This is a genomic window from Streptomyces sp. B93 (assembly GCF_018070565.1).
Classification (GTDB): Bacteria; Actinomycetota; Actinomycetes; order Streptomycetales; family Streptomycetaceae; genus Streptomyces.
Genome location: NZ_JAGPXL010000044.1, coordinates 22,889 through 45,853, shown reverse-complemented (window position 1 = coordinate 45,853; position 22,965 = coordinate 22,889). Strand labels below are relative to the sequence as shown.

General features: G+C 74.3%; 21 protein-coding genes. 11 read left to right on the top strand and 10 right to left on the bottom strand.

The annotated features are described in order from the left end of the window. Positions 1–69: 69 nt before the first annotated feature. On the bottom strand, positions 70–1,359 hold the full coding sequence (locus KBY47_RS29690) for a histidine kinase (protein ID WP_210926446.1): 1,290 nt from the start codon (positions 1,357–1,359) through the stop codon (positions 70–72). Between the two features lie 147 nt (positions 1,360–1,506). On the opposite strand from KBY47_RS29690, the gene KBY47_RS29685 reads away from it, so the two are divergent. Further along, positions 1,507–1,707, top strand: coding sequence for a hypothetical protein (locus KBY47_RS29685; RefSeq protein ID WP_210926444.1), 201 nt, complete (start codon positions 1,507–1,509; stop codon positions 1,705–1,707). Between the two features lie 29 nt (positions 1,708–1,736). Here the strand turns inward: KBY47_RS29685 and KBY47_RS29680 are convergent, their stop codons facing one another. Further along, the gene (locus KBY47_RS29680; protein ID WP_210926442.1) at positions 1,737–2,363 is read right to left on the bottom strand and encodes a dihydrofolate reductase family protein; all 627 of its coding nucleotides are present in this window, start codon (positions 2,361–2,363) and stop codon (positions 1,737–1,739) included. 198 nt (positions 2,364–2,561) lie between these two features. Between KBY47_RS29680 and KBY47_RS29675 the strand changes: the two genes are divergently transcribed. After that, a complete protein-coding gene (locus KBY47_RS29675; protein WP_210926439.1) occupies positions 2,562–3,305 on the top strand; it encodes an SDR family oxidoreductase in 744 nt (247 codons plus the stop codon). 381 nt (positions 3,306–3,686) lie between these two features. Here KBY47_RS29675 and alc read toward each other — a convergent pair whose 3' ends face one another. After that, positions 3,687–4,808, bottom strand: a complete 1,122-nt coding sequence (alc, locus tag KBY47_RS29670) for an allantoicase (protein ID WP_210926437.1) — start codon at positions 4,806–4,808, stop codon at positions 3,687–3,689. 55 nt (positions 4,809–4,863) lie between these two features. Then, positions 4,864–6,204 carry an allantoinase AllB gene (allB, locus tag KBY47_RS29665; protein ID WP_210926429.1) on the bottom strand — a complete coding sequence of 447 codons (1,341 nt, stop codon included), beginning with the start codon at positions 6,202–6,204 and terminating at the stop codon, positions 4,864–4,866. A 198-nt stretch (positions 6,205–6,402) separates the two neighbouring features. Between allB and KBY47_RS29660 the strand changes: the two genes are divergently transcribed. Next, positions 6,403–7,203, top strand: coding sequence for an IclR family transcriptional regulator (locus KBY47_RS29660; protein WP_210926427.1), 801 nt, complete (start codon positions 6,403–6,405; stop codon positions 7,201–7,203). A gap of 14 nt (positions 7,204–7,217) precedes the next feature. Here KBY47_RS29660 and KBY47_RS29655 read toward each other — a convergent pair whose 3' ends face one another. Next, complete coding sequence (locus tag KBY47_RS29655) at positions 7,218–7,532, bottom strand: DUF5955 family protein (RefSeq protein WP_210926425.1); 315 nt, start codon at positions 7,530–7,532, stop codon at positions 7,218–7,220. Positions 7,533–7,712: 180 nt separating this feature from the next. Here KBY47_RS29655 and KBY47_RS29650 point away from each other — a divergent pair, with 180 nt between their 5' ends. Further along, positions 7,713–8,354 carry an NTP transferase domain-containing protein gene (locus KBY47_RS29650; RefSeq protein WP_374103128.1) on the top strand — a complete coding sequence of 214 codons (642 nt, stop codon included), beginning with the start codon at positions 7,713–7,715 and terminating at the stop codon, positions 8,352–8,354. A gap of 188 nt (positions 8,355–8,542) precedes the next feature. Continuing rightward, the gene (gene aceB, locus KBY47_RS29645; RefSeq protein ID WP_210926423.1) at positions 8,543–10,165 is read left to right on the top strand and encodes a malate synthase A; all 1,623 of its coding nucleotides are present in this window, start codon (positions 8,543–8,545) and stop codon (positions 10,163–10,165) included. Between the two features lie 49 nt (positions 10,166–10,214). On the opposite strand, the gene KBY47_RS29640 is transcribed toward aceB, so the two are convergent. Genes KBY47_RS29640 through KBY47_RS29625 form a run of 4 tightly spaced genes read right to left on the bottom strand, consistent with a single transcriptional unit; the run spans position 10,215 to position 12,321 of the window. Continuing rightward, the gene (locus tag KBY47_RS29640; protein WP_210926421.1) at positions 10,215–10,511 is read right to left on the bottom strand and encodes a SelT/SelW/SelH family protein; all 297 of its coding nucleotides are present in this window, start codon (positions 10,509–10,511) and stop codon (positions 10,215–10,217) included. Beyond that, positions 10,508–11,422, bottom strand: coding sequence for a HipA family kinase (locus KBY47_RS29635; protein ID WP_210926419.1), 915 nt, complete (start codon positions 11,420–11,422; stop codon positions 10,508–10,510). The genes KBY47_RS29640 and KBY47_RS29635 overlap by 4 nt, the downstream gene beginning before the upstream one ends. Before the next feature lie 42 nt (positions 11,423–11,464). Continuing rightward, positions 11,465–12,007, bottom strand: coding sequence for a hypothetical protein (locus KBY47_RS29630; protein WP_210926417.1), 543 nt, complete (start codon positions 12,005–12,007; stop codon positions 11,465–11,467). 11 nt (positions 12,008–12,018) lie between these two features. Beyond that, entirely contained in the window at positions 12,019–12,321 is a 303-nt protein-coding gene (locus tag KBY47_RS29625) for a trypco2 family protein (RefSeq protein ID WP_210926414.1), read from the bottom strand. A gap of 91 nt (positions 12,322–12,412) precedes the next feature. Here KBY47_RS29625 and KBY47_RS29620 point away from each other — a divergent pair, with 91 nt between their 5' ends. From KBY47_RS29620 to KBY47_RS29600, 5 genes are read left to right on the top strand one after another with little or no spacing between them, the layout of a single operon-like run. Further along, entirely contained in the window at positions 12,413–13,741 is a 1,329-nt protein-coding gene (locus tag KBY47_RS29620; protein ID WP_210926412.1) for a serine protease, read from the top strand. Further along, entirely contained in the window at positions 13,738–16,074 is a 2,337-nt protein-coding gene (locus tag KBY47_RS29615) for a tetratricopeptide repeat protein (RefSeq protein WP_247695421.1), read from the top strand. Before KBY47_RS29620 ends, KBY47_RS29615 begins: the two co-directional genes overlap by 4 nt. 46 nt (positions 16,075–16,120) lie before the next feature. Then, positions 16,121–17,530 (top strand): hypothetical protein, encoded by a 1,410-nt coding sequence (locus KBY47_RS29610; protein WP_210926410.1) that lies wholly within the window; start codon positions 16,121–16,123, stop codon positions 17,528–17,530. Continuing rightward, positions 17,527–18,531, top strand: coding sequence for a hypothetical protein (locus KBY47_RS29605; RefSeq protein WP_308405334.1), 1,005 nt, complete (start codon positions 17,527–17,529; stop codon positions 18,529–18,531). Before KBY47_RS29610 ends, KBY47_RS29605 begins: the two co-directional genes overlap by 4 nt. Continuing rightward, on the top strand, positions 18,528–19,772 hold the full coding sequence (locus KBY47_RS29600) for an extracellular solute-binding protein (RefSeq protein ID WP_210926408.1): 1,245 nt from the start codon (positions 18,528–18,530) through the stop codon (positions 19,770–19,772). The genes KBY47_RS29605 and KBY47_RS29600 overlap by 4 nt, the downstream gene beginning before the upstream one ends. On the opposite strand, the gene KBY47_RS29595 is transcribed toward KBY47_RS29600, so the two are convergent. Further along, positions 19,769–21,316 carry an IucA/IucC family siderophore biosynthesis protein gene (locus KBY47_RS29595; RefSeq protein ID WP_374103127.1) on the bottom strand — a complete coding sequence of 516 codons (1,548 nt, stop codon included), beginning with the start codon at positions 21,314–21,316 and terminating at the stop codon, positions 19,769–19,771. The genes KBY47_RS29600 and KBY47_RS29595 overlap by 4 nt on opposite strands. A 103-nt stretch (positions 21,317–21,419) precedes the next feature. Here KBY47_RS29595 and KBY47_RS29590 point away from each other — a divergent pair, with 103 nt between their 5' ends. Then, complete coding sequence (locus KBY47_RS29590) at positions 21,420–22,928, top strand: IucA/IucC family siderophore biosynthesis protein (RefSeq protein WP_210926406.1); 1,509 nt, start codon at positions 21,420–21,422, stop codon at positions 22,926–22,928. The last annotated feature ends 37 nt before the right edge of the window (positions 22,929–22,965 follow it).

Here is a 22,965-nt window from a genome sequence, read left to right as displayed (position 1 = left end):
GGGTTACGTAATCACGCTCCACGCGCGCGTAGTGCCCGCCCGTGCACCCGCCCCGCGACCCCGCGCCGGTCATCCCCACGGCAGCCACGCCCGCACCGCGAACCCGCCGTCCGGCCGCGGCCCGTGCTCCAGCCGTCCCCCGGCCAGCGTCGCCCGCTCGGTCAGCCCGATCAGCCCCTGCCCCGAGCCGGGCACGGGCGGCACGTCACCCTCCGGGGCCGGGTTGCGTACGCCGACCACGAGCCCTTCGCCGGGTCCGCCCCGGACGGAGACGGTGACCTCGGTGCCGGGGGCGTGCTTGCGGGCGTTGGTGAGGCCCTCCTGGGCGATCCGGTAGGCGGTGCGGCCGACGGAGGCGGGGACGCGTCCGGGGTCGGTGACTCGGTTGTCGAGGGTGACCTTCATCCCGGCCTCGCGGGACTCGGCGACCAGCGCGTCCAGCGCGCCGAGGGTCGGCTGCGGGCGGCCCGCGTCGTCGGGTTCGGCGGCGCGCAGCACGCCGATGATCTCCCGCAGGTCCTGGAGCGCCTCGTGCGCGCTCTCCCGGATGACCCCGGCGGCCCGTCCGATCTCCTCGCGGGGCGCGTCCGGCCGGAACTCCAGGGCACCCGCGTGCACGCTGAGCAGCGTCAGCCGGTGGGCGAGGACGTCGTGCATCTCGCGCGCGATGGCCTCGCGGGCCAGCCGCTGCGCCTGCTCGGCCCGCAGCCGGGCCTCCCGCTCGGCCCGCCGGGCACGGTCGCGCAGGGTCAGCATGAGCTGCCGCTGGGACCGCACGAACATGCCCCAGCCGCCGACGGTGGCGATCAGCAGGACGGTGAGCACGACGGCCGTCGGATACGTCATCGTCGGGTCCGGGCGCAGCCAGTAGATCAGCGGAGTCAGCGCGAGGTTGGCGCCGCCGATCCAGGCCAGGTACCGGAAGGGCCGGTGCACGGCGAGCGTGAACAGGACGACGAGCGCGGCACCGGCGGAGGTCAGCGAGAGGGGCGCGAGGACGGTCAGCGCGACGGCCAGTCCGACGGGCCAGCGGCGCCGCAGCCAGACGGCGGCGCAGGCGAGGGCGCCCAGGCACTGGTCGAGCACGGCGAGGGCGTACGGGGTGGCGGGGTCGTCGGCGACGACGTCGGCGCTCGCGATGCCGATGGCGACGGCCGCGAGGAAGCAGGCGAAGTCGACGACCCAGTCCCGGGCGGTGCGGCGGGGCCGCCGTCCGGCCGGTCCGCCGTCGGGGCCGGAGTCGAGCTGGTGCACGAGGGCGGACGGGTACAGCCATCGACGCCCCGCGAACGCCGCCGCGGCCGACTCCGCCGGTGGTGCGGACGCGGATGCCGTCCGCGTCCTCTTGTTGTCCCTCACGGTCGACAAATCTACGCAGCGGTGACCCCCGGGACCGCAGCGCGCGGGTGACCGTCGACGAAAGTCGGCGCATCGTCGACTTTCGTCGCACGTGTCTCGCCACCGGGCCGATGTGCGTGAGGGATGCGCTGGGTGAGGGTCCTGACCATGAGGCAGTTGCTTGAGCTACTCGGATTCCTCGCCCTGGTGCAGGGCGTGCTGGGCCTGGTGCACGAGTTCACCGACTGGGACGCGGGTCTCGTACAGCGGATCGGTGTCCTCGACGGCTACGAGATCTTCGCCAGCGTCATCCTGGTGGTGCTGGCGGGGGCGCTGTTCGCCGCCGCGGAGAGCCTGAAGTCCCGCTGAGGCCCGTCGCTCTCGGGGAGCCGCCCCGCCTACGCGGTCTCGGGGAGTTCGTAGGAGCCGTAGGCGGGGCGGCCCACCAGGTCGTACGACTGGATGGACACGCCCGCCCCGGTGATCCGTCCGCCGGTGTGCCGGAAGGCGGTCGGGACGGCGCCCTCGGCGAACAGCCTGCGCCCGGCGCCGAGGACGACCGGGAAGGTCAGCAGGTGCACGGTGTCGACGAGGTCCTGGGCGAGCAGGGAGTGGGCCAGGGCGCCGCTGCCGTGCACCTGGAGTTCGCCGTCGGTGCGCTCCTTCAGGGCGGTGACCTCCTTGCCGAGGTCGCCGGAGATCACCGTGGTGCCCGCCCAGCCGGGGTCGGTGAGGGTGCTGGAGGCGACGTACTTCGGCAGGCCGTTCAGCTTGGCGGCGATCGGGTCGGCGGGGTCGGTCACCCTCGGCCAGTGGGCGGCGAAGATGTCGTAGGTGCGGCGGCCGAGCAGGAAGGCGCCGACGTGGTCGAAGACCTCGGTCATGAAGCGGCCGAAGTCCTCGTCGCCGTACGGCACGCTCCAACCGCCCTGGTCGAAGCCGCCGCTGGGGTCCTCGGTGGGGCCGCCGGGGGCCTGGTAGACGCCGTCGAGGGTGACGAAGGTGGTGAGGACGAGCTTGCCCATGGCGGGTGCCTGCCTTTCCGGTGCGCGGTCGGTGACCGTCGGGTGCGCCGTCTGTCTGTCATCAGGGCAGACCCCGCGGGCGGCCGCAACTCATCGGTTCGCGCGGACCGGACCGGGGGTGACGTCCTTGTCCGTTCGCCGCCAGCGTCGCCGTGCGGGCGCCGCTGGAATGGACGCATGACTTCTCGAACCACTCTCATGACTTCTCATGCCACGCTTCAGAACAAGAAGGCCCTGGTCACCGGGGGCAGCCGGGGCATCGGCGCGGCCACCGCCGTACGGCTGGCCGGTGCGGGGGCGGATGTCGCCGTCACCTATGTGAGCGGCAAGGAGGCCGCGGCGGACGTCGTACGGGCGGTGGAGGCGCTCGGGCGGCGGGCGGTGGCCCTTCGGGCGGACTCCGCGGACCCGGTGGAGGCGGCGGACGCCGTCGCGCGGGCGGCGGAGGCGCTCGGCGGGCTCGACGTCCTGGTGAACAACGTGGGCGTCGGGGTGCTCGGGCCGCTGTCGGAGCTGCCGCTCGCCGAGGTGGACCGGGTCCTCGCGGTGAACGTGCGGGGCGTCTTCCTCGCCTCCCAGGCCGCGGCCGCGCGGATGACCGAGGGCGGCCGGATCATCACCATCGGCACCTGTATGACCCAGCGGGTGCCGGGACCCGGCGGGACCCTCTACGCCATGAGCAAGTCGGCCCTGACGGGGCTGACGAAGGCCCTGGCCCGGGAACTCGGGCCGCGCGGCATCACGGCGAACATCGTCCACCCGGGTCCCATCGACACCGACATGAACCCGGCCGAGGGGCCCTTCGCCGCGGGCCAGTCCGCGCTGACCGCCCTCGGCCGCTTCGGCACCGCCGACGAGGTCGCCGCCACGGTCGCCCATCTGGCGGGCGCCACGTACATCACCGGGGCGGAGTTCGCCGTGGACGGCGGCCACGCGGCGTGAGCGGCGGGGCGCCCCTTCGACCCCGGGGGCGCCCCGCCGTCGGCGGCCTTGAGGGCGCGCTCGCCGTCGGTAGCCCCGGGGGGCGCGCTCGCCGTCAGCGGCTCGGGGCCACACTCGCCGTCAGCGGCCCCCAGAGGGCGCGCCCTCGCCACCAGCGGCTCCGGCGCGCCGCGCCGTCAGCCGCGGGCGCGACCGCGCCGGCCGGGGGCGGGAAGCCCGGCCGGGCTACGCCCCGTCCGGGGGCGCCCGAGCCGGCGGCTCCGGCGCGCCCCGCCGTCAGCAGTTCCCGGGGCGCCCCCGCCGTCGGCGGGCCAGGGGCCCCCGCCCGTCAGCGCCCTGGGGGCGCCCCCGCCGTCAACGGCTCCTGGGGCGCCCCGCACGTCACCCGCCCAGCTCCCGGTACCGCGCCGTCAGGCGCTCCGTGCCGTCGGGTGTCAGGGTGCCGAACAGGCGGAGGCGGGAGATGCCGCCGTCCGGGAAGATGTCCACGCGCGCGTGGGTGCCGACGGCGGGGACCGGCAGGACGAAGCGGTGGTTGGTGTCGGGCTGGAGGCGGGTGCGGGGCAGGGCCTCCCGCCAGTCGCCGTCGTCACCGTCGCCGTCGCGGACGGACACCGACGCCCAGCCCGCGCTGTTGCCCTTGAGGTACGCCGTGTCGATCTCGATAGCGCGGATCTCGGAGCGGGCGACCAGCCGGTAGCGGATCCAGTCGTTGCCCCGGTCGCGGCGGCGCCGGGTCTCCCAGCCGTCGTCCATCCTGCGGGAGCGGCCGGGCTGGATGGTGTGGGCGGCGGGCGAGTAGAAGAGGTCGGAGGCGTCCTCCACCCGGCCGCCGTTCTCCAGGGCCACCACGTCGAAGGTGCCGAGCACCGCCAGCCAGGCCGGGTCGGGGACCACCTCGCCGTACACCCTCAGGCGCGCGATGCCGCCGTCGGGGTGCTGGTTGACCCGCAGGTGGGTGAAGCGCTGGGCCGCGGACACCGTGAAGCCGTTGGCCGCGTGGCCGCCCACCGGGGTGCGCGGCACCAGCGTCGTCCACTTCACGTCGGCGCCGAGGAGTTCCCCGGGTGAGGGGGAGCCCGGGACCGACGTGCCCTCGACCGACACCGCCTGCGGGTAGTTGCCGCGGAAGTGGGCGGTGTCGACGACGATCCCGTGGATCACCCCGGGCGCGCCGAGCCGGACCAGCGCCCAGTCGTGGTCGTCGGCGGCGGGCCAGGGGTGCTCGGCGGAGGCGCCGCGGCGGCGCCGGGTCTCCCAGCCGTCCATGATCTTGCCCTTGTGCCCGAAGCGCTCGGGGTCGAACTCGGCCCGCTCCGGCACCAGCAGGTTCTCCCGCTCCGCGAAGAACTCGTCGCCCGCGGCGATGACACCGGCGCCGAGCCGCCGGTCGGCGAGGTTGGCGTGCTGGGTGAAGGGGAAGTCGGCGGTGCGGTAGTCCGCGTACGAGTCGCCGCCTCCGTAGGGGTTCGCGTCGCCGGTGAAACTGGGTGTCGCCGTCACGGTGATCAGGACTTCCTTTCGGTCGGGTGGGCCGCCTCCGGTGCGGTGGCGGGGGTCAGGGGGTCCGGCTGAGGAGCTGTCCCTTCGGTTCGGTGAACTCGCCGCCCGCGGCGATGCGTTGGCCGCGCAGCCAGGTGGACCTGACGACGCCGCTGAGCGTGCGGCCCGCATACGCGGTGACGCGGTTGCGGTGCTGGAGGGCCGCGGGGTCCACGGTGAACGTCTCGTCGGGCGCGAGGACGGCGAAGTCGGCGTCCCGGCCCACCGCGATGGCGCCCTTGCGGTGGTCGAGGCCGACGAGTTCGGCCGTGCGCGTGGACATCCAGCGGACGACGTCCTCCAGGCCGTGGCCGCGCCGACGCGCCTCGGTCCATACGGCGGGCAGGCTGAGCTGGAGGCCGGAGATGCCGCCCCAGGCGGTGGCGAAGTCGTCCGTCTTGAGGTCGGCCGTCGACGGGGAGTGGTCCGTGACCACGCAGTCGATGGTGCCGTCCGCCAGCGCCTGCCAGAGCAGGTCCTGGTTGGCGGACTCCCGGATGGGCGGGCAGCACTTGAACTCGCTGGCCCCGTCCGGCACTTCCTCGGCGGTCAGGGTGAGGTAGTGGGGGCAGGTCTCGACGGTGACCCGGACCCCCTCGGCGCGTGCCGCGCGGATCAGCGGCAGCGCGTCCGACGAGGAGAGGTGCAGGACGTGCACGCGCGCGTGGAGTCGCTTCGCCTGGGCGATCAGCGTGGCGACGGCGGTGTCCTCGGCGTCGCGCGGGCGGCTGGCGAGGAAGTCGGCGTATCTGGGGCCGCCGTGCGGCGGGGCGGCGGCGAGGTGGTCGGGGTCCTCGGCGTGCACGATCAGCAGGCCGCCGAAGCCGGCGATCTCGGCCAGGGAGCGGGCGAGCTGGTCCTGGTCGAGGTGCGGGAACTCGTCCACGCCCGACGGCGACAGGAACGCCTTGAAGCCGAAGACCCCGGCCTCGTGCAGGGCGCGCAGGTCCTTGACGTTGTCCGGCAGGGCGCCGCCCCAGAAGCCGACGTCGACATGGGCCTTGGCGGCGGCGACCGCCCGCTTGGTGCGGAGGTGGGCCACCGTCGTGGTCGGCGGCAGGGAGTTGAGCGGCATGTCGACGAGGGTGGTGATGCCACCGGCCGCGGCGGCGCGGGTGGCGGTCCAGAAGCCCTCCCACTCGGTGCGGCCGGGGTCGTTGACGTGCACATGGGTGTCGACCAAGCCGGGCAGCAGCACGTCGTCGCCGACGTCCTCCAGCCGGGCGCCGGAGGGCACTTGGGCGTCGTGGGGCAGTACGGCCGTGATGGTGCCGCCGGTCACCGCGACCGACGCGGGGCGCGTCCCCTCGGGCGTGATGACGCGCGTCGAGCGCAGTACCAGGTGAGCGTCGGACACCGGACCCTCTCCTCAGACGGGATTTTACTTCCACGTAACGGAATTCAACTTTCTGTTGAAGGAGTTTCGCCCCCCGCTCCTCCGCCGTCAAGGGGCACACTCTCCACAGTGCACCCCGAGCCACACTCTGGACTTTTCCGCAAAGTGGAATTACTCTTCCGGGAAGCCGAAAACCGCCAGCGCCGAAAGGAACGCGCCGTGCCGACGTCCAGCGCCAGCACCACCGACTCCGCCAAGCCCGCCAGCGGTGGCGTGCAGTCCCTGGAGCGCGCCTTCGACCTGCTGGAGCGGATGGCGGACGCGGGCGGCGAGGTCGGCCTGAGCGAACTGTCCGCGAGCAGCGGACTGCCGCTGCCCACCATCCACCGGCTGATGCGCACCCTGGTCGCCTGCGGCTACGTACGCCAGCAGCCCAACCGGCGGTACGCGCTCGGCCCCCGTCTGATCCGCCTCGGCGAATCCGCCTCCCGGCTGCTGGGCACCTGGGCCCGCCCCTATCTCGCCCGGCTGGTCGAGGCGACCGGCGAGACGGCGAACATGGCGCTGCTCGACGGCGACGAGATCGTCTACGTCGCCCAGGTGCCGTCCAAGCACTCGATGCGGATGTTCACCGAGGTCGGCCGTCGCGTCCTGCCGCACTCCACCGGCGTCGGCAAGGCCCTGCTGGCCGACCTCCCGCCACAGGAGGTGCGCGCGCTGCTCGCCCGTACCGGCATGCCCGCCGCGACCGAGAAGACGATCACCACGCCGGAGGGTTTCCTCGCGGCGCTGGAGGAGGTCCGCCGCCTCGGGTACGCGGTCGACGACAACGAACAGGAGATCGGCGTCCGCTGTCTCGCCGTACCGGTGCCCGACTCCCCCACCGCCGCGGCGATCTCCATCTCCGGTCCGGCGGGGCGGGTCACGGAGACGGCGACGGAGCGGATCGTGCCGGTGCTCCAGCAGGTGGCGGCGGAACTGTCGGACGCCCTGACCACCTCGGGCGGCCCGGCCGTCTGATCCCCCACGGGGCGTCAGCCGCGCGGCGCCTCGCCGAACAGGTCCACCGCTTCGCGCACCTGTGTCAGCCCTCTGGACAGGGCGCTGACCGAGCCGATCGCGCCCGCGATCAGTAACAGGGAGCGGCGCAGCCGGGGGATCTCGGGGGCGCCGCCGGAGGTCATCGCGGCCAGCGCGGCGAGTTCGTCCTCGGCTATGCCCCGGTCGGGGAACTCGACGGGGTGCGCGGCGAGTTCACGGCGCAGCCGGGAGACGGCGGTCCGCAGTTCGGCCACCCTCGGGTCCTCGTCGCTGCCGGCCACTCGCCTCTGCCCCAAGCTCCGCAACACAGCTCTCCCCCCTCGCACGCCGGTGTGCGCGGTTGTGTCGTCCCCCGGACGCTCCCCCGAGCGCACCCGCTCAGGGACGCGGGCCAGTAAACGCCTTCCGGGGTGGAAGCGCCACCGCGCGGACCGAAATTCAGCCCTTGAACGCCAGGAAGTCGACATGCCGTCAGGTATGTAGGACACATGACCGAAATGAACGACGAGAACGACCGGACGGACACCGCGAACGACTCGGCCGCGGGCGAGGTCGCCGGGCTGCTGCTGGCCGCGGGCGGCGGGCGGCGCCTGGGCGGGCGGCCGAAGGCGCTGCTGACCCACCGCGGCCGACCGCTGGTGGAACACGCGGTGGGGGTGCTGCGGGCCGCCGGGTGCACCCGGGTCCACGTGGTACTGGGGGCGCACGCCGACGCCGTACGCGACCAGGCCGAACTGCCGGACTGCGTCCTGGTGGAGAACCCGCGCTGGGAGCAGGGCATGGGCGGGTCGCTGCTGGCCGGGCTCGACTCGCTGGCCGGCACGGGGGCGCGGGCGGCGCTGGTGCTGCTGGTGGACCAGCCCGGGATCGGGCCGGAGGCGGTGGCACGGGTGCGGGGCGCGTACCGGGACGAGACCTCGCTGGCGTCCGCCGCGTACGACGGCGTACGCGGCCATCCCGTGCTGCTCGGCGCGGCGCACTGGGCGGGGATCGCCGGGACCGCGAGCGGCGACCGCGGGGCACGCGGCTATCTGGGGGAACGGGAAAGCGCTGTCCGGCTCGTCGAGTGCGGGGACGTGGCACAGCCGTACGACATCGACACCGAGGCCGACCTGGGCCACCTTGAGTGAGCGGGGTGGCACCGAGCGCCACCTTGCCTCGACTCGGAGAATCTCGACATCAACAAACCATTGAAGTTCCACGATGAGGAAACTACTATCCACTGATCAGAGGCACCCGTCCGCACACCGGGTGCGCAACGCCCCCTTTCGTGCCGCTTGGCACCCGGTGCCACGCCTGCTGAAGGAAGTGACAGCTCATGTCCGCACCAGCGCCGTCCTCGCTGGCCGTCGTCGATGCCGAGCCCTTGCCCCGGCAGCAGGAGGTCCTGACCGACGCGGCGCTCGCCTTCGTGGCGGAGCTGCACCGGCGGTTCACGCCCCGGCGTGACGAACTCCTCGCCCGCCGCGCCGAGCGCCGCGCCGAGATCGCCCGCACCTCCACCCTGGACTTCCTCCCCGAGACCGCCGCGCTCCGCGCGGACGACTCCTGGCGGGTCGCTCCCGCGCCCCCGGCCCTCGACGACCGCCGGGTCGAGATCACCGGCCCCACCGACCGCAAGATGACCATCAACGCCCTCAACTCGGGCGCGAAGGTCTGGCTCGCGGACTTCGAGGACGCCTCCGCCCCCACCTGGGAGAACGTCGTCCTCGGCCAGCTCAACCTCATCGACGCCTACACCCGCCGCGTCGACTTCACCGACGAGCGGACCGGCAAGTCGTACGCCCTGCGGCCGGACGCCGAACTCGCCACCGTGGTGATGCGCCCGCGCGGCTGGCACCTCGACGAGCGCCACCTCCAGCTGGACGGCGCCCCCGTGCCCGGCGCCCTGGTCGACTTCGGCCTGTACTTCTTCCACAACGCCCAGCGCCTGCTGGACATGGGCAAGGGCCCTTACTTCTACCTCCCGAAGACGGAGTCGCACCTGGAGGCGCGGCTCTGGAACGACGTGTTCGTCTTCGCGCAGGACTACGTCGGCATCCCGCAGGGCACCATCCGTGCCACGGTCCTGATCGAGACGATCACGGCGGCGTACGAGATGGAGGAGATCCTCTACGAGCTGCGCGACCACGCCTCCGGCCTGAACGCGGGCCGCTGGGACTACCTCTTCTCCATCGTGAAGAACTTCCGCGACGGCGGCCCGCGGTTCGTCCTGCCGGACCGCAACGCGGTGACGATGACGGCGCCCTTCATGCGGGCGTACACCGAACTCCTGGTGCGTACCTGCCACAAGCGCGGCGCGCACGCGATCGGCGGCATGGCGGCGTTCATCCCCTCGCGCCGGGACCCGGAGGTCAACAAGGTCGCCTTCGAGAAGGTCCGCGCCGACAAGGACCGCGAGGCGCACGACGGCTTCGACGGCTCCTGGGTCGCCCACCCCGACCTGGTGCCGATCGCCATGGAGTCCTTCGACCGGGTCCTCGGCGACCGGCCGAACCAGAAGGACCGGCTCCGCGAGGACGTCGACGTCAAGGCGGCCGACCTGCTCGCGGTCGACTCCCTCGACGCCAAGCCGACGTACGCGGGCCTGGTCAACGCCGTGCAGGTCGGCATCCGCTACATCGAGGCGTGGCTGCGCGGTCTCGGCGCGGTCGCCATCTTCAACCTGATGGAGGACGCCGCCACCGCCGAGATCTCCCGCTCCCAGATCTGGCAGTGGATCAACGCCGGGGTCGTCCTCGACAACGGCGAGACCGTCACCGCCGACCTGGCCCGCAGGGTGGCGGCGGAGGAACTGGCGAGCATCCGCGCCGACCTCGGCGACGAGGCCTTCGCCGCGGGGAACTGGCAGCAGGCGCATGACCTGCTGCTGAAGGTGGCGCTGGACGAGGACTACGCCGACTTCCTGACGCTCCCGGCGTACGAGCAGCTCAAGGGCTAGACAAGCAGCTCAAGGGCTGGACGAGCAGCTCAAGGGCTGGACGAGCAGCTCACGAGCGAGCCGTACGGTCCGAGTGGCCCAGGGACCTGCCCGGGGCCACTCGGTCGCGTACGGCCTTCTTCACGGCTGTCGGCTCCGGGAAGCCCTGCTCCCTGCGGTCCCAGACCACCTCGTCGCCGACGCGGACGACGAAGACGCCACCGGTGCCGGGCCTCAGCGCCAGCTCCGTCAGCTCGGACTCGAAGGTGGTGAGCAGTTCCTGGGCCAGCCAGGCGGCGCGCGGCAGCCAGCGGCACTGGGTGCAGTACTCGATCTCGACGCGGTGGGCCGTCGTCTCCGCCGTCATTTCAGGTGCACCGACCAATCCTGTTCCGCGGCCGGCTTGCCGTGCAGGTCCGGGACCCGCTTGAGCCAGTCCGGCCGTCCCCGCTGGGTCCTCGCCGCGCGCAGCGCCTCCTCGGCGGCCAGCTCCTCCCGGGTGGGGAAGTCCATGGGCAGCCAGGCGGCGGAGGCCCGCACGCGCGCGTGGAGGTAGCCCACGTACGCCTCACGGACGGCGGCCGGGGTCGCGAAGTCCCGCTCCTCGGCCAGCCAGGCGTCCGGCACCTCGGCCACCACCTCGCGCAGCAGCCCCTCGGTCACCTTCGGCGCCAGCTCGGCGTCGGCGGCGCGGACGTCAGGGGCGTAGTGCCCGAGGGCGTGGTGGCGGAAGTCGTACGCCTTCTCCGGCGCCGACAGGTCCCAGCGGTGGTGGAAGACGAGCGCCGCGCCGTGGTCGATGAGCCAGAGGCGGGGCGGGGCGAACCCGGCGGTGGGCCAGATCATCAGGTTCGAGCTGTGCACCGTGCGGTCGACGTTCACCGTCAGGGCGTCCAGCCAGACGATCCGGCCCGCCTCCACCGGATCGACCCGGAACTCCTTGGCGACCTCGGGCGTGAAGTCACGTGCGCCCGGCAGCCAGTCCATCCCGAGGTTGACCCCGGCGCTGGCACTGTGCAGGTCCCGCACCTCCTGGTGCGGCTCGTCCCCCGCGATCGCCGGATCGAAGTGCACCAGCACCAGCTCCGGGAACCGCAGCCCCAGCGCCCGCGCCAGCTCCCCCACGATCACCTCGGCGACCAGCGCCTTGTGGCCCTGCGCCGAGGCGGTGAACTTCACGACGTAGGTCCCGAGGTCGTCGGCCTCGACGACAGCGGGCACGGAGCCGCCCGAGCGCAGGGGCTCGACATAGCGCACCGCGGACACGTCTCTCAGCATGCCGCCCAGCATAGTGAGCGCTGGTGAGCGGCCCGCTTTCCGTCAGTCGGCGCAGCCGGCCGCGGAGCCGTCGGCCGTGGCGGTGACGGCGACCCGGTAGCCCTCCCCCGAGCCGAACCCGGGCCCGGCCGTGCTGCCCTCCGCGTCCAGGACGCCCTCGGTCAGGAAGTAGACCTCCAGCGTCGTCGTGTCGTCGCCCCCGGCCGGGGTGAAGCACAGCCGCTCGGCGGCGGCACCGGACGGCGTCCAGCCGTCGCGCTCCGCCGCGCGCCGGTAGTGCCGGACCACCTCGGCCCTTCCGCCGGGGAAGACATAGGTCCGCTCGGCGTACAGCCATGCCTCACCGCTGTCCGCCCAGCAGCCGGAATCGAGGTCCTCGAAGCCCCGGGGCACGACGGTCCCCCGGGGCCTGGAGTCGAGGACCCGGTACGACCCCAGCTTGGCCACCCTGCTCTCCGTGCCCTCGCAGCCCGCGTCGAGGGCGGCGTCCGCGAGGGTCTGACAACCGGTGAGGACTCCCGCCGCGCACACGACCGCCAGCAGGACGCGGGTGCGACGGCCGGGTGCCGTACGGGGTGAGCGCATGGCCGCTGACCCTACCGGCCCTCCCGGGACACCTCGTGGTGGCGGCCGTCGGGTCGGGGCAGGGGTCTCAGGTCGACCTGGACGCGGTGGGTCGTGTCGTGGCTCACCGAGCCGCCGAGGCGGGCCTCCACGACGCCCAGCCGCAGCCCCGCCCCGCCGTCCCCGGCGCGGTGGAACTGCACCGAGAACTCCAGGCTGACCTGCTCCACACTGAACCGCCAGTCGCTCGCCGCGCCCTCGGCCTGTGCCCGCGCCAGCTCCGCGCGCACCGTGCCGATCGCCTCCGCGAGCCCGACCGGTTCCGGATCCGCCACGTCAACTCACCCCCGTCTTCCCACGATTGGCTGACCGAGCCTCGTCACGAGTCTAGGGAGGTGACGTACCCCGCGCGTAGGGTGAGGCGGTATGGGGGAGCTGCGTGCCGACTGGAGGTTGAGGTTACGGCGGGGCGACGCGCACGGTCCGCTGTGCGGCGCGGGGGTGCTCGTCGACCGGCGCACGGTGCTGACGTGTGCGCATGTCGTACGGAGCCCGGACGCCGTGATGTGGGTGGAGTTCGCGGAGAACCGCGAGCTGACGCCGGTGGCCGCGCGGGTCGCGCCCGGTGGCTGGCTGCCGGAGGTGTCGGGCGGTGAGGACGTCGCCGTGTTACGGCTGGACAGTCCCCGTCCCCAGGCGCGTCCCGCGGTGCTGGAGCCCCGGCTGTGGGGCGGCATGGAGGTCTTCGCGACGGGTTACGCGGAGGGCTTCGACGACGGCATGACCCTGTGGGGCCGCATCAGCGGGGCCAGCGGGGAGCGGGTGCAACTGGACGCCGCCACCAGGGCGGAGGTGGTCCGGGCGGGCTTCAGCGGGGCCGCCGTGTGCACCCGGCCGTCGCAGGGGCGTCCCGCGCGGGTGGTCGGTCTGGTCGTCAGCTGGCGCGGGGACATGGGCGAACTGCTGCCGGAGACCAACCGGCTGGCGTTCTCGTATCTGATCCCGGTGGAGCGGATCGCGGAACTGTCGCCCGTGGTGAAGGAGTTGAGCGGGCCGGACGCCTGGGACCGTGGGTTCGAGGAGCGGCTCGACCGGTGGTTCGGGGACCCGGACGACGACCCGGTGAAGATCACCGTGGTGCCGCCGGGCAGCGGCAAGGACCGCTCGCTGCGGCATCTGCTGCACCGCGCCGCCGCCGTGTACCGCGGCGGCCGCTCCAGCAGACCGGACCTCGCCGACCACGCCCTGGAGCACATCGCCTTCCCGCCCGGCCAGTACCTGGCGTACTGGGACTGGCTGCTCGGCACCCGGCGCCGCCCCGCGCGGGCCGCCGCCCCCGCACCCGGCCCGCCGCCGGCCGTCGTCGTCGACGGGCTCGACGAGGAGCCGGAGCCGGGCCCGCTGATCGACCTGCTCGCCCGGCTGCGGGAGTGCGGTGTGCGGCTGCTGCTGGTCTTCCGGCACGAGGGCGGCACCGGCTGGACCGCGGCCCGCGACACCCTGCTGCGGCCCGCGCTCCTCGCGCACGCGGACGCCCTGCTGGCCCGGCTGGAGCGCGCCGAGTTCAGCCGCGCGGTCCGCCTCGGCGTGGTCGGCAGCGGCTCGCTGGACACCGCGACCGAGACGTCCGACCGGCGCCGCGCCGAACGCCGCGCCCTGGACGGCCTCATGGACGCACAGACCCAGCTCACCCGGGTGCGGGAGCTGATCGCCGTACTCCGTGCCGATCTGCGGCGACACGGCGGCCGGGGATGACGCACCGCCCGGTCCAGGACTCCGGGAAGGAGGTCCACCCCGCGATGCCGACCTGCCCGCACCGGCGCTTCACCGGAGGCCCCTGCGGCGGCCCCGTCCTGCCCACCGGGCACTGTGCCGAGTGCGGCCGCCACGAGAAGGACCCCGGGCTGCCGCCGCTGCCCGGCGCCCCCCGGGAGCGGGGCCCCCGGGAACTCCTCGCGCTGCCCGAGCGCGAGCCGCGTCCCGCGCGGGCCCGCCTCGTCCGCGCCGAGGGGCCGCTGCGCATCCGCATGGGCTGCTCGTCGCCCGAGTGCGGCATCACCTTCGCCCCGCCCCACACCGCGGGCCCGGTGCCGGTCCAGGGGTACTGCCCGGCGTGCGGCGAGCCCTACTCGTACCGGCCCGACCTCGCCGCCGGCGACGTGCTGCGCGACCAGTACCGCATCCTCGGGCCGATCGCGCACGGCGGCCAGGGCTGGGTCTATCTCGCCGAGGACACCCACCTCGGTGACGTGGTCGCCGTCAAGGGCCTGCTCAACCGCTACGAACGCGACGGCGCCCGGCTCGCGGACGTCGAACGCCGCAACCTCGTCGCCATTCGCCACCCCCGCATCGTCCAGATCCGCGACTTCGTCGCCCGGCAGTCCGACAGCGGCGAGGTGACCGGCGGTTACGTCGTCATGGACGACGTCGGCGACGGCACCCTGGAGAAGGTCGTCGAGGAGACCCGGCGCGGCGAGTTCGTCCTCGACATCGAGCACGTCGCCGCGTACGGCTGCCAGATCCTGGAGGCGCTCGGCCATCTGCACGCGGGCGGCGAACGGGTCTTCCTGTACGGCGACATGAAGCCGTCGAACGTCGTGCACCACCGCGACGGCGTCAAGGTCATCGACCTCGGCGGCATGCGCGAGGAGGGCCAGACCGAGCCGCCCGCCCACGTCACCCCGCCGTACATGGCGCCCGAGACGGAGTCGACCGGGCTGCTGACGGTCGCCCATGACCTGCACACCGTCGGCGCCACCCTGCGCGACCTCGCCGTGTGGGCGGTGGACGAGGTGCCAGGCCTCGGTGCCGCGTCGTTCTGGTGGGTCGTGGAGCGGGCCACGCGCACCGACCCCGGCCTGCGGTTCGCGAGCGCGCACGACATGGCGGGGCAGTTGCGGGGCGCGCTGCGGGAGATCCGCGCGCTGCGCGGCAAGAGCGACCCGCCCGAGCCGTCCCAGTACTTCCGGCCGTCGCCCCGGCTGCTCGGCGCCCGGCTCGGCACGGTCCCGGGCATCACGCACTGGCGCGGCCGCCCGCTCCGGCACCGCTACGACCCTCCCGTCGCCCCCGCCCTGGACCTCGGCGCGCCCACGCCCACGGAGATCGCCCGCTGTCTGCCGGTGCCCAGGCGCTATCCGCAGGACCCGCAGACCGCGCGGTTCGAGGTGAGCAGCGGCTACGACCCGGACCAGCTGCTCGGCCAGGACGGGGAGCGGCCCACCTCGGTGGAGGTCTGTCTGCACAACGTGCGGGTCCTGCTCGGCCGTGACGGGCGGGAGGACCTGGAGCGCGCCCAGGAGGAACTGGACACCGCCGACTCCATCCCGGGCCCGCGCGCCGTGCGGCAGTGGCGGCTCCAGTGGCACCGCGCCCTGGTGGCGCTGCGCCGCGCCGACCTCGACGCCGACCCGCGTCAGCTGGCCGCGGCCCGGACCCACTTCAGCCGGGTCCGCCTGGACCTGCCCGGCGAGTACGCGCCCAAACTTGCCCTCGCCTACTGCGCGGAGTCCCTCGGCGACGACACCGGCGGCCCCACCGCGAAGGAGCTGTACGAGGCCGTGTTCGCCCGCAACCCCGCGCACGGCGGCGCCGCCCTGGGCCTCGCCCGGCTCGCGCTGCGGGACGGCGACCGGGAGGCGGCCCTGGAGGTGCTGGGCCGGGTCCGGGCGGGCTCCCTGGACCACAACGTGGCCCGGATCGCCGCCTTGCGCATCCGCGCGGCCCGGCTGCCCGGCGGACCGGATCCGCTGCCGACACCGACCGAGGCGGACGCGGCGCTGGCCGAACTGCACCGCCTCAAGCGCCGTAACCCGGGCGTCGGCGAGCCCCGCCTCTCCGAGGACGAGGCGCTGCGCCTGAGCACCGAGCTGCACGAGTGGAAGCTGGACGCGCTGTACCACCGCGCCGACCGGCCCGGCCGGGGAAGCGCCCGGCAGCTGCGGCGCCTGAGCGTCGAGGAGCACGAGGTGCGCGCGCAGATGGAGGACCACTACCGGCGACTGGCCACCCAGCACCGGGAGTCGGCCGACGCCCACGACCATCTCGTGGACCTCTCACACGCGGTGCGGCCGCAGACCGCGGTGTGAGCGCACCCGCCCCCGACCGGCCAGCGAAGGAGTGGTGACGTACCGCATGAGCAGCCTCGTCCGGCCGCCGCACCTCGGTGTGCGGCTCCATGTCGACCACGACCGGGACCTGACCCCGCGCCGCAACGCCACCCTGGAGGCGCACCTGCGGGTGGAGGTGACCGCCGACGGCGCCGCCGCGGGACTCCCGGCCGTGGAACTGGCGGTGATCATCGCGGTGGACGTCGCCGAACCGCGCCGGTCGGCCGTGCGGCGCGCGCTGCCCGCCGCGCTGCGCGCCCTGCCCGACGACATCTCCTTCACCGTGCTCGGGGGCGGCGGCCCCGCACCGGTCCGCTGCTACCCCCTGGGCGAGGCGGAGTGGGCCGTCGCCGACGCCCGGGAGAAGCGCCGGGCCGCCTTCGCCATGGGTGCCGTACCGCTGCACCGGGACGGTCCACGGCCCGCCGGGTACGCCGCCTGGGTGGCCCGGGCGCGTGCCCTGCTCGCCGCCCGTCCGCTGGCCGTACGCCATCTGGTGCTGATCACCGACGGCAGCAGCGCCCCCGACGATACCTCGCTCCAGGAGGAACTGGACGCCTGCGCGGGGCAGTTCACCTGCGATGTGTTCGCCGTCGGCAACGACTGGGCCCCCGACCCGCTGCTCGCCCTCGCCGAACGGCTGCACGGCACCGCCGAGTTCGTGGAGGGGGGCCTCACCTCGGCGATCACCGCGGCCGTCCAGCGGCTGCGCCGGGCGCACACCCCCCAGCTGCCCATCGAGGTGACCGCGCGGCCGACCGTCCGGCAGGTCTCCCTCGTCGAGAAGGCACCCCGCCCGCACCGGCTCGGCGGGCTGCCGGTGCCCGGGCGGCCGTACCGCTGGCGCTTCCCCGCCTACCAGTGGCAGCCGGGCGGCTACGACTACCTCCTCACCCTCGTCGCCGACGCCGACACCGATCCGCTCGCCACCGACCTGCTGTTCGCCATGGTCTCCGTCGGCGACACCCACCTGCCGGTCACCGCCCGCTGGCACCGGCCCGCGCAGTCCTCGCCCGGTCCTGCGGGCGGCACGAGCGCGCGCTCCGTGCGCTCCGTGCTTTCGATGAATGCCACGACCGCGATGCGGGCCGCGCTGCGCCAGGGCCTGGTCGCGATCAAGGAGCAGCGGCGGGAGGAGGCGGAACGCCTGCTGGGGCGGGCGGCGCAACTCGCCACCCGGTACGGCGCGGAGTGGGTGCTGCACGAGATCCGCGCCGTGGCCGACATCGAGGACGCGTCCGAGGGCCGGGTCCGGGTGCGCACCACCGTCGACGCCCACACGCTCGGCCCGATGATCCTGCGGGCCGGTTCCCGGCCGGGCGGCCCCCTCGTCGATGTCGCCGGCCAGCCGCCGGGGCCGCGCTGCCGCCACTGCCGTACCCCGGCCGGGAGCGAGGCCCGGTACTGCGTCGCCTGTGGGGAGAAGCTGCTGTGAGCGGGCGGTCGCCCACGGCCTTCTGGCGGGCGCGGCTGGGCGCGGTGCGTACGCGTCGGCTGCTGGAGGCGCATCTGGTGGTCGTCCTGGTGTGCTCGGTGGTCGCGGTGAGCACCCTGCTGGTGTCCTACCGGCACACCCAGCGGGCCGCCGAGACCCTCGCCGACCGTCAGGCGCCCGCCGTGCAAGGGCTCGCCGCGACCCGGCTCGCGGTGCTGCGCGCCCACTGGGAGGTGCAGAACCTGGTCGACCTCGGGCTCGTGGACGTGGCCGGTGCGGGCGAGACGTACCGCGCCCATCTGTCCGCGGCCGACCAGGGCCTGTCCCGGATCGGGGAGCGCACGGACCAGGACCTCGGCACGGTGAACGGGCTGCTCGCCTCCTACGACAACTCCATCACCAGCGCCATGACCCTGTACCACGACCAGCCGGTGATGCGCGAACACAAGCAGGAGGAGGCGCGCTCGCTGCTGCTGCGGGCGCGCGTCGGACTGGTGCCGCGCCTCGACCAGTTGCAGCGGCAGGAGCTGGACCGCGCCTCGGCCACCGCGACCATGGGCTGGGCGCAGCGCGGCGGCTGGTGGCTCGCCGAGGCCGCGCTGCTGGCACTCGCGTTGACGCTGCTGTCCGCGCTGTTCGTGCTGCGCGACCGCTGCGGCCGGGACTGGAACCCGTATCTGCTGGTCGCCCTCGTGCTCACCGTGCTGTTCGCGGTGGTCCCGCTGTGGGCGGTGTTCACCACACAGCACCGGCTGGACGCCGTCCGTGCCGATCTGCGGGAGATCACCGAGGCCTCCCGCGTGTCGGGCTTCGGCTCCAAGCTGGTCCGCCGGCAGGAGGGCCTGACCGGGAAGTCCGAGGAGGTCCGGGGGGATCTGGCGGTCGCGGCACGGACCGGGCGGGTGTACCAGGGGGCCGTGATCGGGGGCCTGTTGATCGTCGTACTGCCCGCGGTGGGGCTCTGGCTGCGGCTCGGCAACGACTACTGGAGGCGCCGGTGACGGGACGGTTCAAGCTGGTGGCGCTGCTGGTGGTGCTGGCGCTGGTCGCGGGCGGCGGCCTGGTGGCGCTCTGGTCGCAGCGGGACGACGAGAGGCCGGTGACGATCCTCGGCCCCTGGACGGACACCCAGGAGACCCAGTTCGAGGAGGTGCTGCGCGGCCTCGGCGTCCCCTTCGACTACCAGGGCACGGCCGCCCAGCGTGAGGTGCTGCTCTCCCAGGTGCAGTCGGGCGAACCCCCGGACATCGCGATCATGCCGGGTGTCGGCGAACTCGCCGAGTACGCCGACCAGCGCCGCCTGGAGCCGCTGAACGGCCTCTACGACGAGACGCAGTACGGCGCGCCGTGGAGTTCGGGCCGTACCTCGGAACACGTGTACTGGGTTCCGGTGAAGGCGGACCTGAAGAGCATCGTCTGGTACCGAAAGGGCAACGAGCCCACCGGCGGACCGGCGCCGCTGGAGAGCTGGTGCATCGGGATGGGCGACGACGGCGCCTCGGGCTGGCCCGGCAGCGACTGGATCGAGGACCTGGTGCTGCAAGGGTCGGGGCCGAAGGCCTACAGCGACTGGGTGCTGGGCCGTGACGAGTGGACGGACGAGCCGGTGCTGACCGCCTGGAAGGCGTGGGGGGAGTTGCTTGAGGAGAACCCGGGGGCCGCCGAGCGGGCAGTGCTCACCGATCACCGAGGCGACCCGGACCGCAACGGGCTGCTCTTCGCGGGCTGGCAGGACGGCTGCACCCTGGAGCACCAGGGTTCCTTCGCGCGCGCCTTCTACGGGGAGCAGGAGGCGGGTCTGACCGACTCGGCCGCGCTGCTGCCCGGCGGCCCCTACGAGGTGCGGGCCCATGAGGTGACCGGTGACTTCGCCGCGCTGTTCAGCGACCGCCCGCGGGCCCGTGAGCTGATCGGGAAGCTCGCCTCCCGGGACGGCCAGCGCGCGTGGGCCACGCACGCGAACGTCTTCTCGGCGAACAACGCGGTACCGGCGAAGGCCGGGGACGTCGGCAGGGCGATCGCCAAGCGGCTCACCGGCGAGGAAGGCAAACCCCGCTGTCTGGACGCCTCCGACGTCATGGCCCCCGCCGTCCGGGACGCCTTCTACGAGGCCACCTTGCTGACCGCGGCCCGGGCCGCGGACGGGGTGGACCTGGACATCCCGGACCTGCTGCGGGACTTGCAGCGGGTGCAGGACGCGCAGTCCCCCACCCGGGCGGGCCTGAAGAGGGTGTGCGGCTAACGCCCGTCCGGCGCGTCGGCCAGCGGGTTGGGCAGCGGCCGGTAGCGGGCGGCGGCGCCGTCCGCGCCGGTCCAGCGCAGCAGCAGGTTGGTCTTGGCGGGCAGGGTGGGCGCGGTGCGCAGGGCGGTGGCCTCGGGCAGGCCGGGCCGGGTGAGCGCGCGGCGGGCGGCGGGCCAGGGGTCGAGGCCGGGGTGCCGTTCGGTGAGCGCCCCGGCGACCTCGAGCAGGTTGTTGACGACCAGGCAGTACACCAGCCGCTCCCACCCGGCCGCCCGGCCGGTGTCGGTCAGCAGCTTCACGCCCTCGGCGTCCCGGTAGAGCGCCTGCACGGGCGTGCCGTCGGCGTCCACGGCGATCAGGGTGTTCTGGAGATGGGCCTCCAGGACGACGCCGTGGTCGGCGAACGCGGCGAGGGCGGGCGGTACGACCTGGGCGAGGTACGCCTCCCACCAGCGCGCCGGGTCCAGGGGGCCGTCCAGCGGGTTGCCGTCGAAGCCCTCCACGAGCGCGGCGGCCAGCAACGGGGTGCCACCGGGCCGAAGATGGCCCCGCATCCCGTCGCGGACCAGGACGGCGAGTTCCTCGAAGGCGAAGGAGGCGGTGCGGTAGCCGCGGTCGGCCAGCCAGGCGGCCGGTCCGCCGGACGCGGCGAAGGCGCGGGTCACGGCGGTGTCGGTGCGCCGCAGCTTCTCCAGGTCGTGCCGCCACAGCCGCCGGATGTCGTTGGTGATGCGCACATCGAGGCTGAACTTCAGGAACAGGTCGTGGGTGGGGGCGTGGACGGTGCGGATCGCCGCCGTCGGCCAGGTGTCGAAGCCGGTGTCGCCGAGCCGGACCAGGCGGCCGTCCGCGAAGGCGGGGGCGAGGGTGGGGGCGGTCAGGTCCAGCTGCCAGGGGTGGGCGGGCAGCAGGCGGTAGCCGGGCGGGGCGGGGGCGAGGGCGTCGAGGGCGGAGGTGTCGCCCTCCTCGGCGACGCTGTCCTCGCGCACCCCGAGGAGCACCAGCGGAAAGCGGGCGTGCGCCTCCGGAGCGTACGGCAGCCAGGCGCCGGGGGGGCCGCCGCCGCGCGCCTTGGGGGCGGGGTGGTACGGGTGGCCGGTGATCAGGGCCTGTTCGGAGCGGAGATACGGGTCCCGGGGCGCCGTCGCCCGGACGCGGGCGGCGAGCAGCGCGGCGACCGCGTCGCGGCTGTCCAGCATCTCGGCGGGCAGGTCGGGGTTGGACAGTCCGGTGTGCCGGTCGAGTTCCTCGGCGACGAGTTTGACCAGATCGTTATGGCCGAGGCGGTGCCAGCGTCCGTCCGTGTGCACCTCGGGTGCGGCGGGGCGCCGGGTGCCGCGCACCCGCAGCAGCCGTCCGCCGGGCAGCCGGAAGACCCGGCGCGGCCCGTGGCCGGGCAGTGGGTGGGCCACCTCGCGCAGCAGACAGTTGAGCAGGGGCGCGCAGGCGTAGGCGTCGGCGAGAGCGGCACCGTGGGCTGGGGCATCATCGTGCGCCACGGCGTCGTCGTCGGCGGTCGGGGGCATGAGGTCCACGCGTTCCACTCGTTCCCTGCGGTCCGTTCGGGCGGAGACGCTCAGTATCACTCGGCGTCACCCGCCGCCGTGACCACCGTATTCGTGTCACTCCCAGCTGAGGAGACCGCTCGTGCACCGTCCCCGCACCCCCGCCGAGGCCGAGGTCGCCGAGGAGCTGGCCGCGTCGCGGCCCGCTCTCGTGCCGCGCTTCACGGCCGAGCTGCCCGGCGCCCGGGCGGCCGTCCTCACCCGACTGTGGCGGGCGCTGACGTACGAGCCACTGCCCTGGGTGGAGCGGCGCGGGCCGGACCGCGCGGCGCTGCGGCTCGCCGACGGCCGGTGGCTGCGCGGGCCGGTGCCGGACCCGTACGCGACCGGCGGGTACGTCACCGCGGTGGACCTGGACGGTGTGGCGCACGACGATCCGGCGGGGCTGATGGCGGCGCTCAGGGTGCCGCACGGGGCGGCGTTCGCGCGGGAACTCGCCCACAGTGCCGCCTCGTTGGCCCTGTCGAGGGCCAACCAGGAGCCGTCCGCGCCCAAGTGGCCGGACGGGGACCGGGAGTGGGAGTGGGAGCGGCGTGTCGTCGACGGGCACCCGTTCCATCCGAACTGCCGTTCCCGGCTGGGCTTCTCGGTGGCCGAGCAGCTCGCCTACGCGCCCGAGCACGGGCCGCTGGTGGAGCTGGGGCTCCTGCCGGTGCGGGCGGAGGAGTGCCTGGTCGGGGGCGACTGGCCGGACGAGCTGCGCGACGGGGACCGGCTGCTGGTCCCGGTGCACCCCTGGCAGGCGGCGCATGTGCTGAAGCCTCCCGGCGAGGGCGGCCTCGCGGGCGTGCTCCCGGCGCGTCCGCTGATGTCGCTGCGCACCCTCGCCGTGCCCGGCGGCCCGCATGTGAAGACCGCGTTGAGCGCCCGGCTGACGTCCTCGGTGCGGGACATCTCCGTTCCGTCGGTCACCGGGGCCGGGGTGCTGTCGGCGTTCGGGCAGCGGGTGGCGGAGCGCATGGAGGGCCTGCTGCGCATCACCCAGACCCTGGGCGCGGTCACCGACGGCTCATCCGAACTCGCGGCCCTGCTGCGGGAGTCGCCGCGCGGGTTCGCGCGGGCCGGGGAGCGGGTGGTGCCGGTGGCCGCGCTGCCGACCACGGAACTGCCGTCCTCGCCCGCGTGGCTGGCGGAGTTCGCCCGGCTCGCCCTGACGGCCGGGCTGCGGCTGCTGGAGCTGGGCGTGGCGCTGGAGGCACACGGCCAGAACCTGCTGGTGGTGCTGGACGCGGAAGACGCGCCGGTGCGGCTGGTCTACCGCGACCTCGCCGACATCCGCGTCAGCCCCGCCCGCGCGGCCCGGCACGGCGTCGACGCCTCCGGTCTGCCCGGCCGGATCCGCACCGACGACGTGACCGCGCTGCGCCGCAAGCTGTTCGGTTCGCTGGTGGCGGGCGCGCTGGCCGGGACGGCGGGTTCGGCGGCGGCGCTGCGCGACGCCCTGGCCGCGGCCGTACGGCGGCTGCCGCCGGGCCCCGATCTGGCGGCGCTGTGTCAGGAGCCGCTGCCGGCCAAGGCGTTGACGCTGATGCGTCTCTCCCCGGGCATTCCGGGGGACCAGTGGACGACCCTGCCCAATCCGCTCGCCTGAACCGCCCCTCGTTTTGATGCCGGGCCCCCCGGATCAA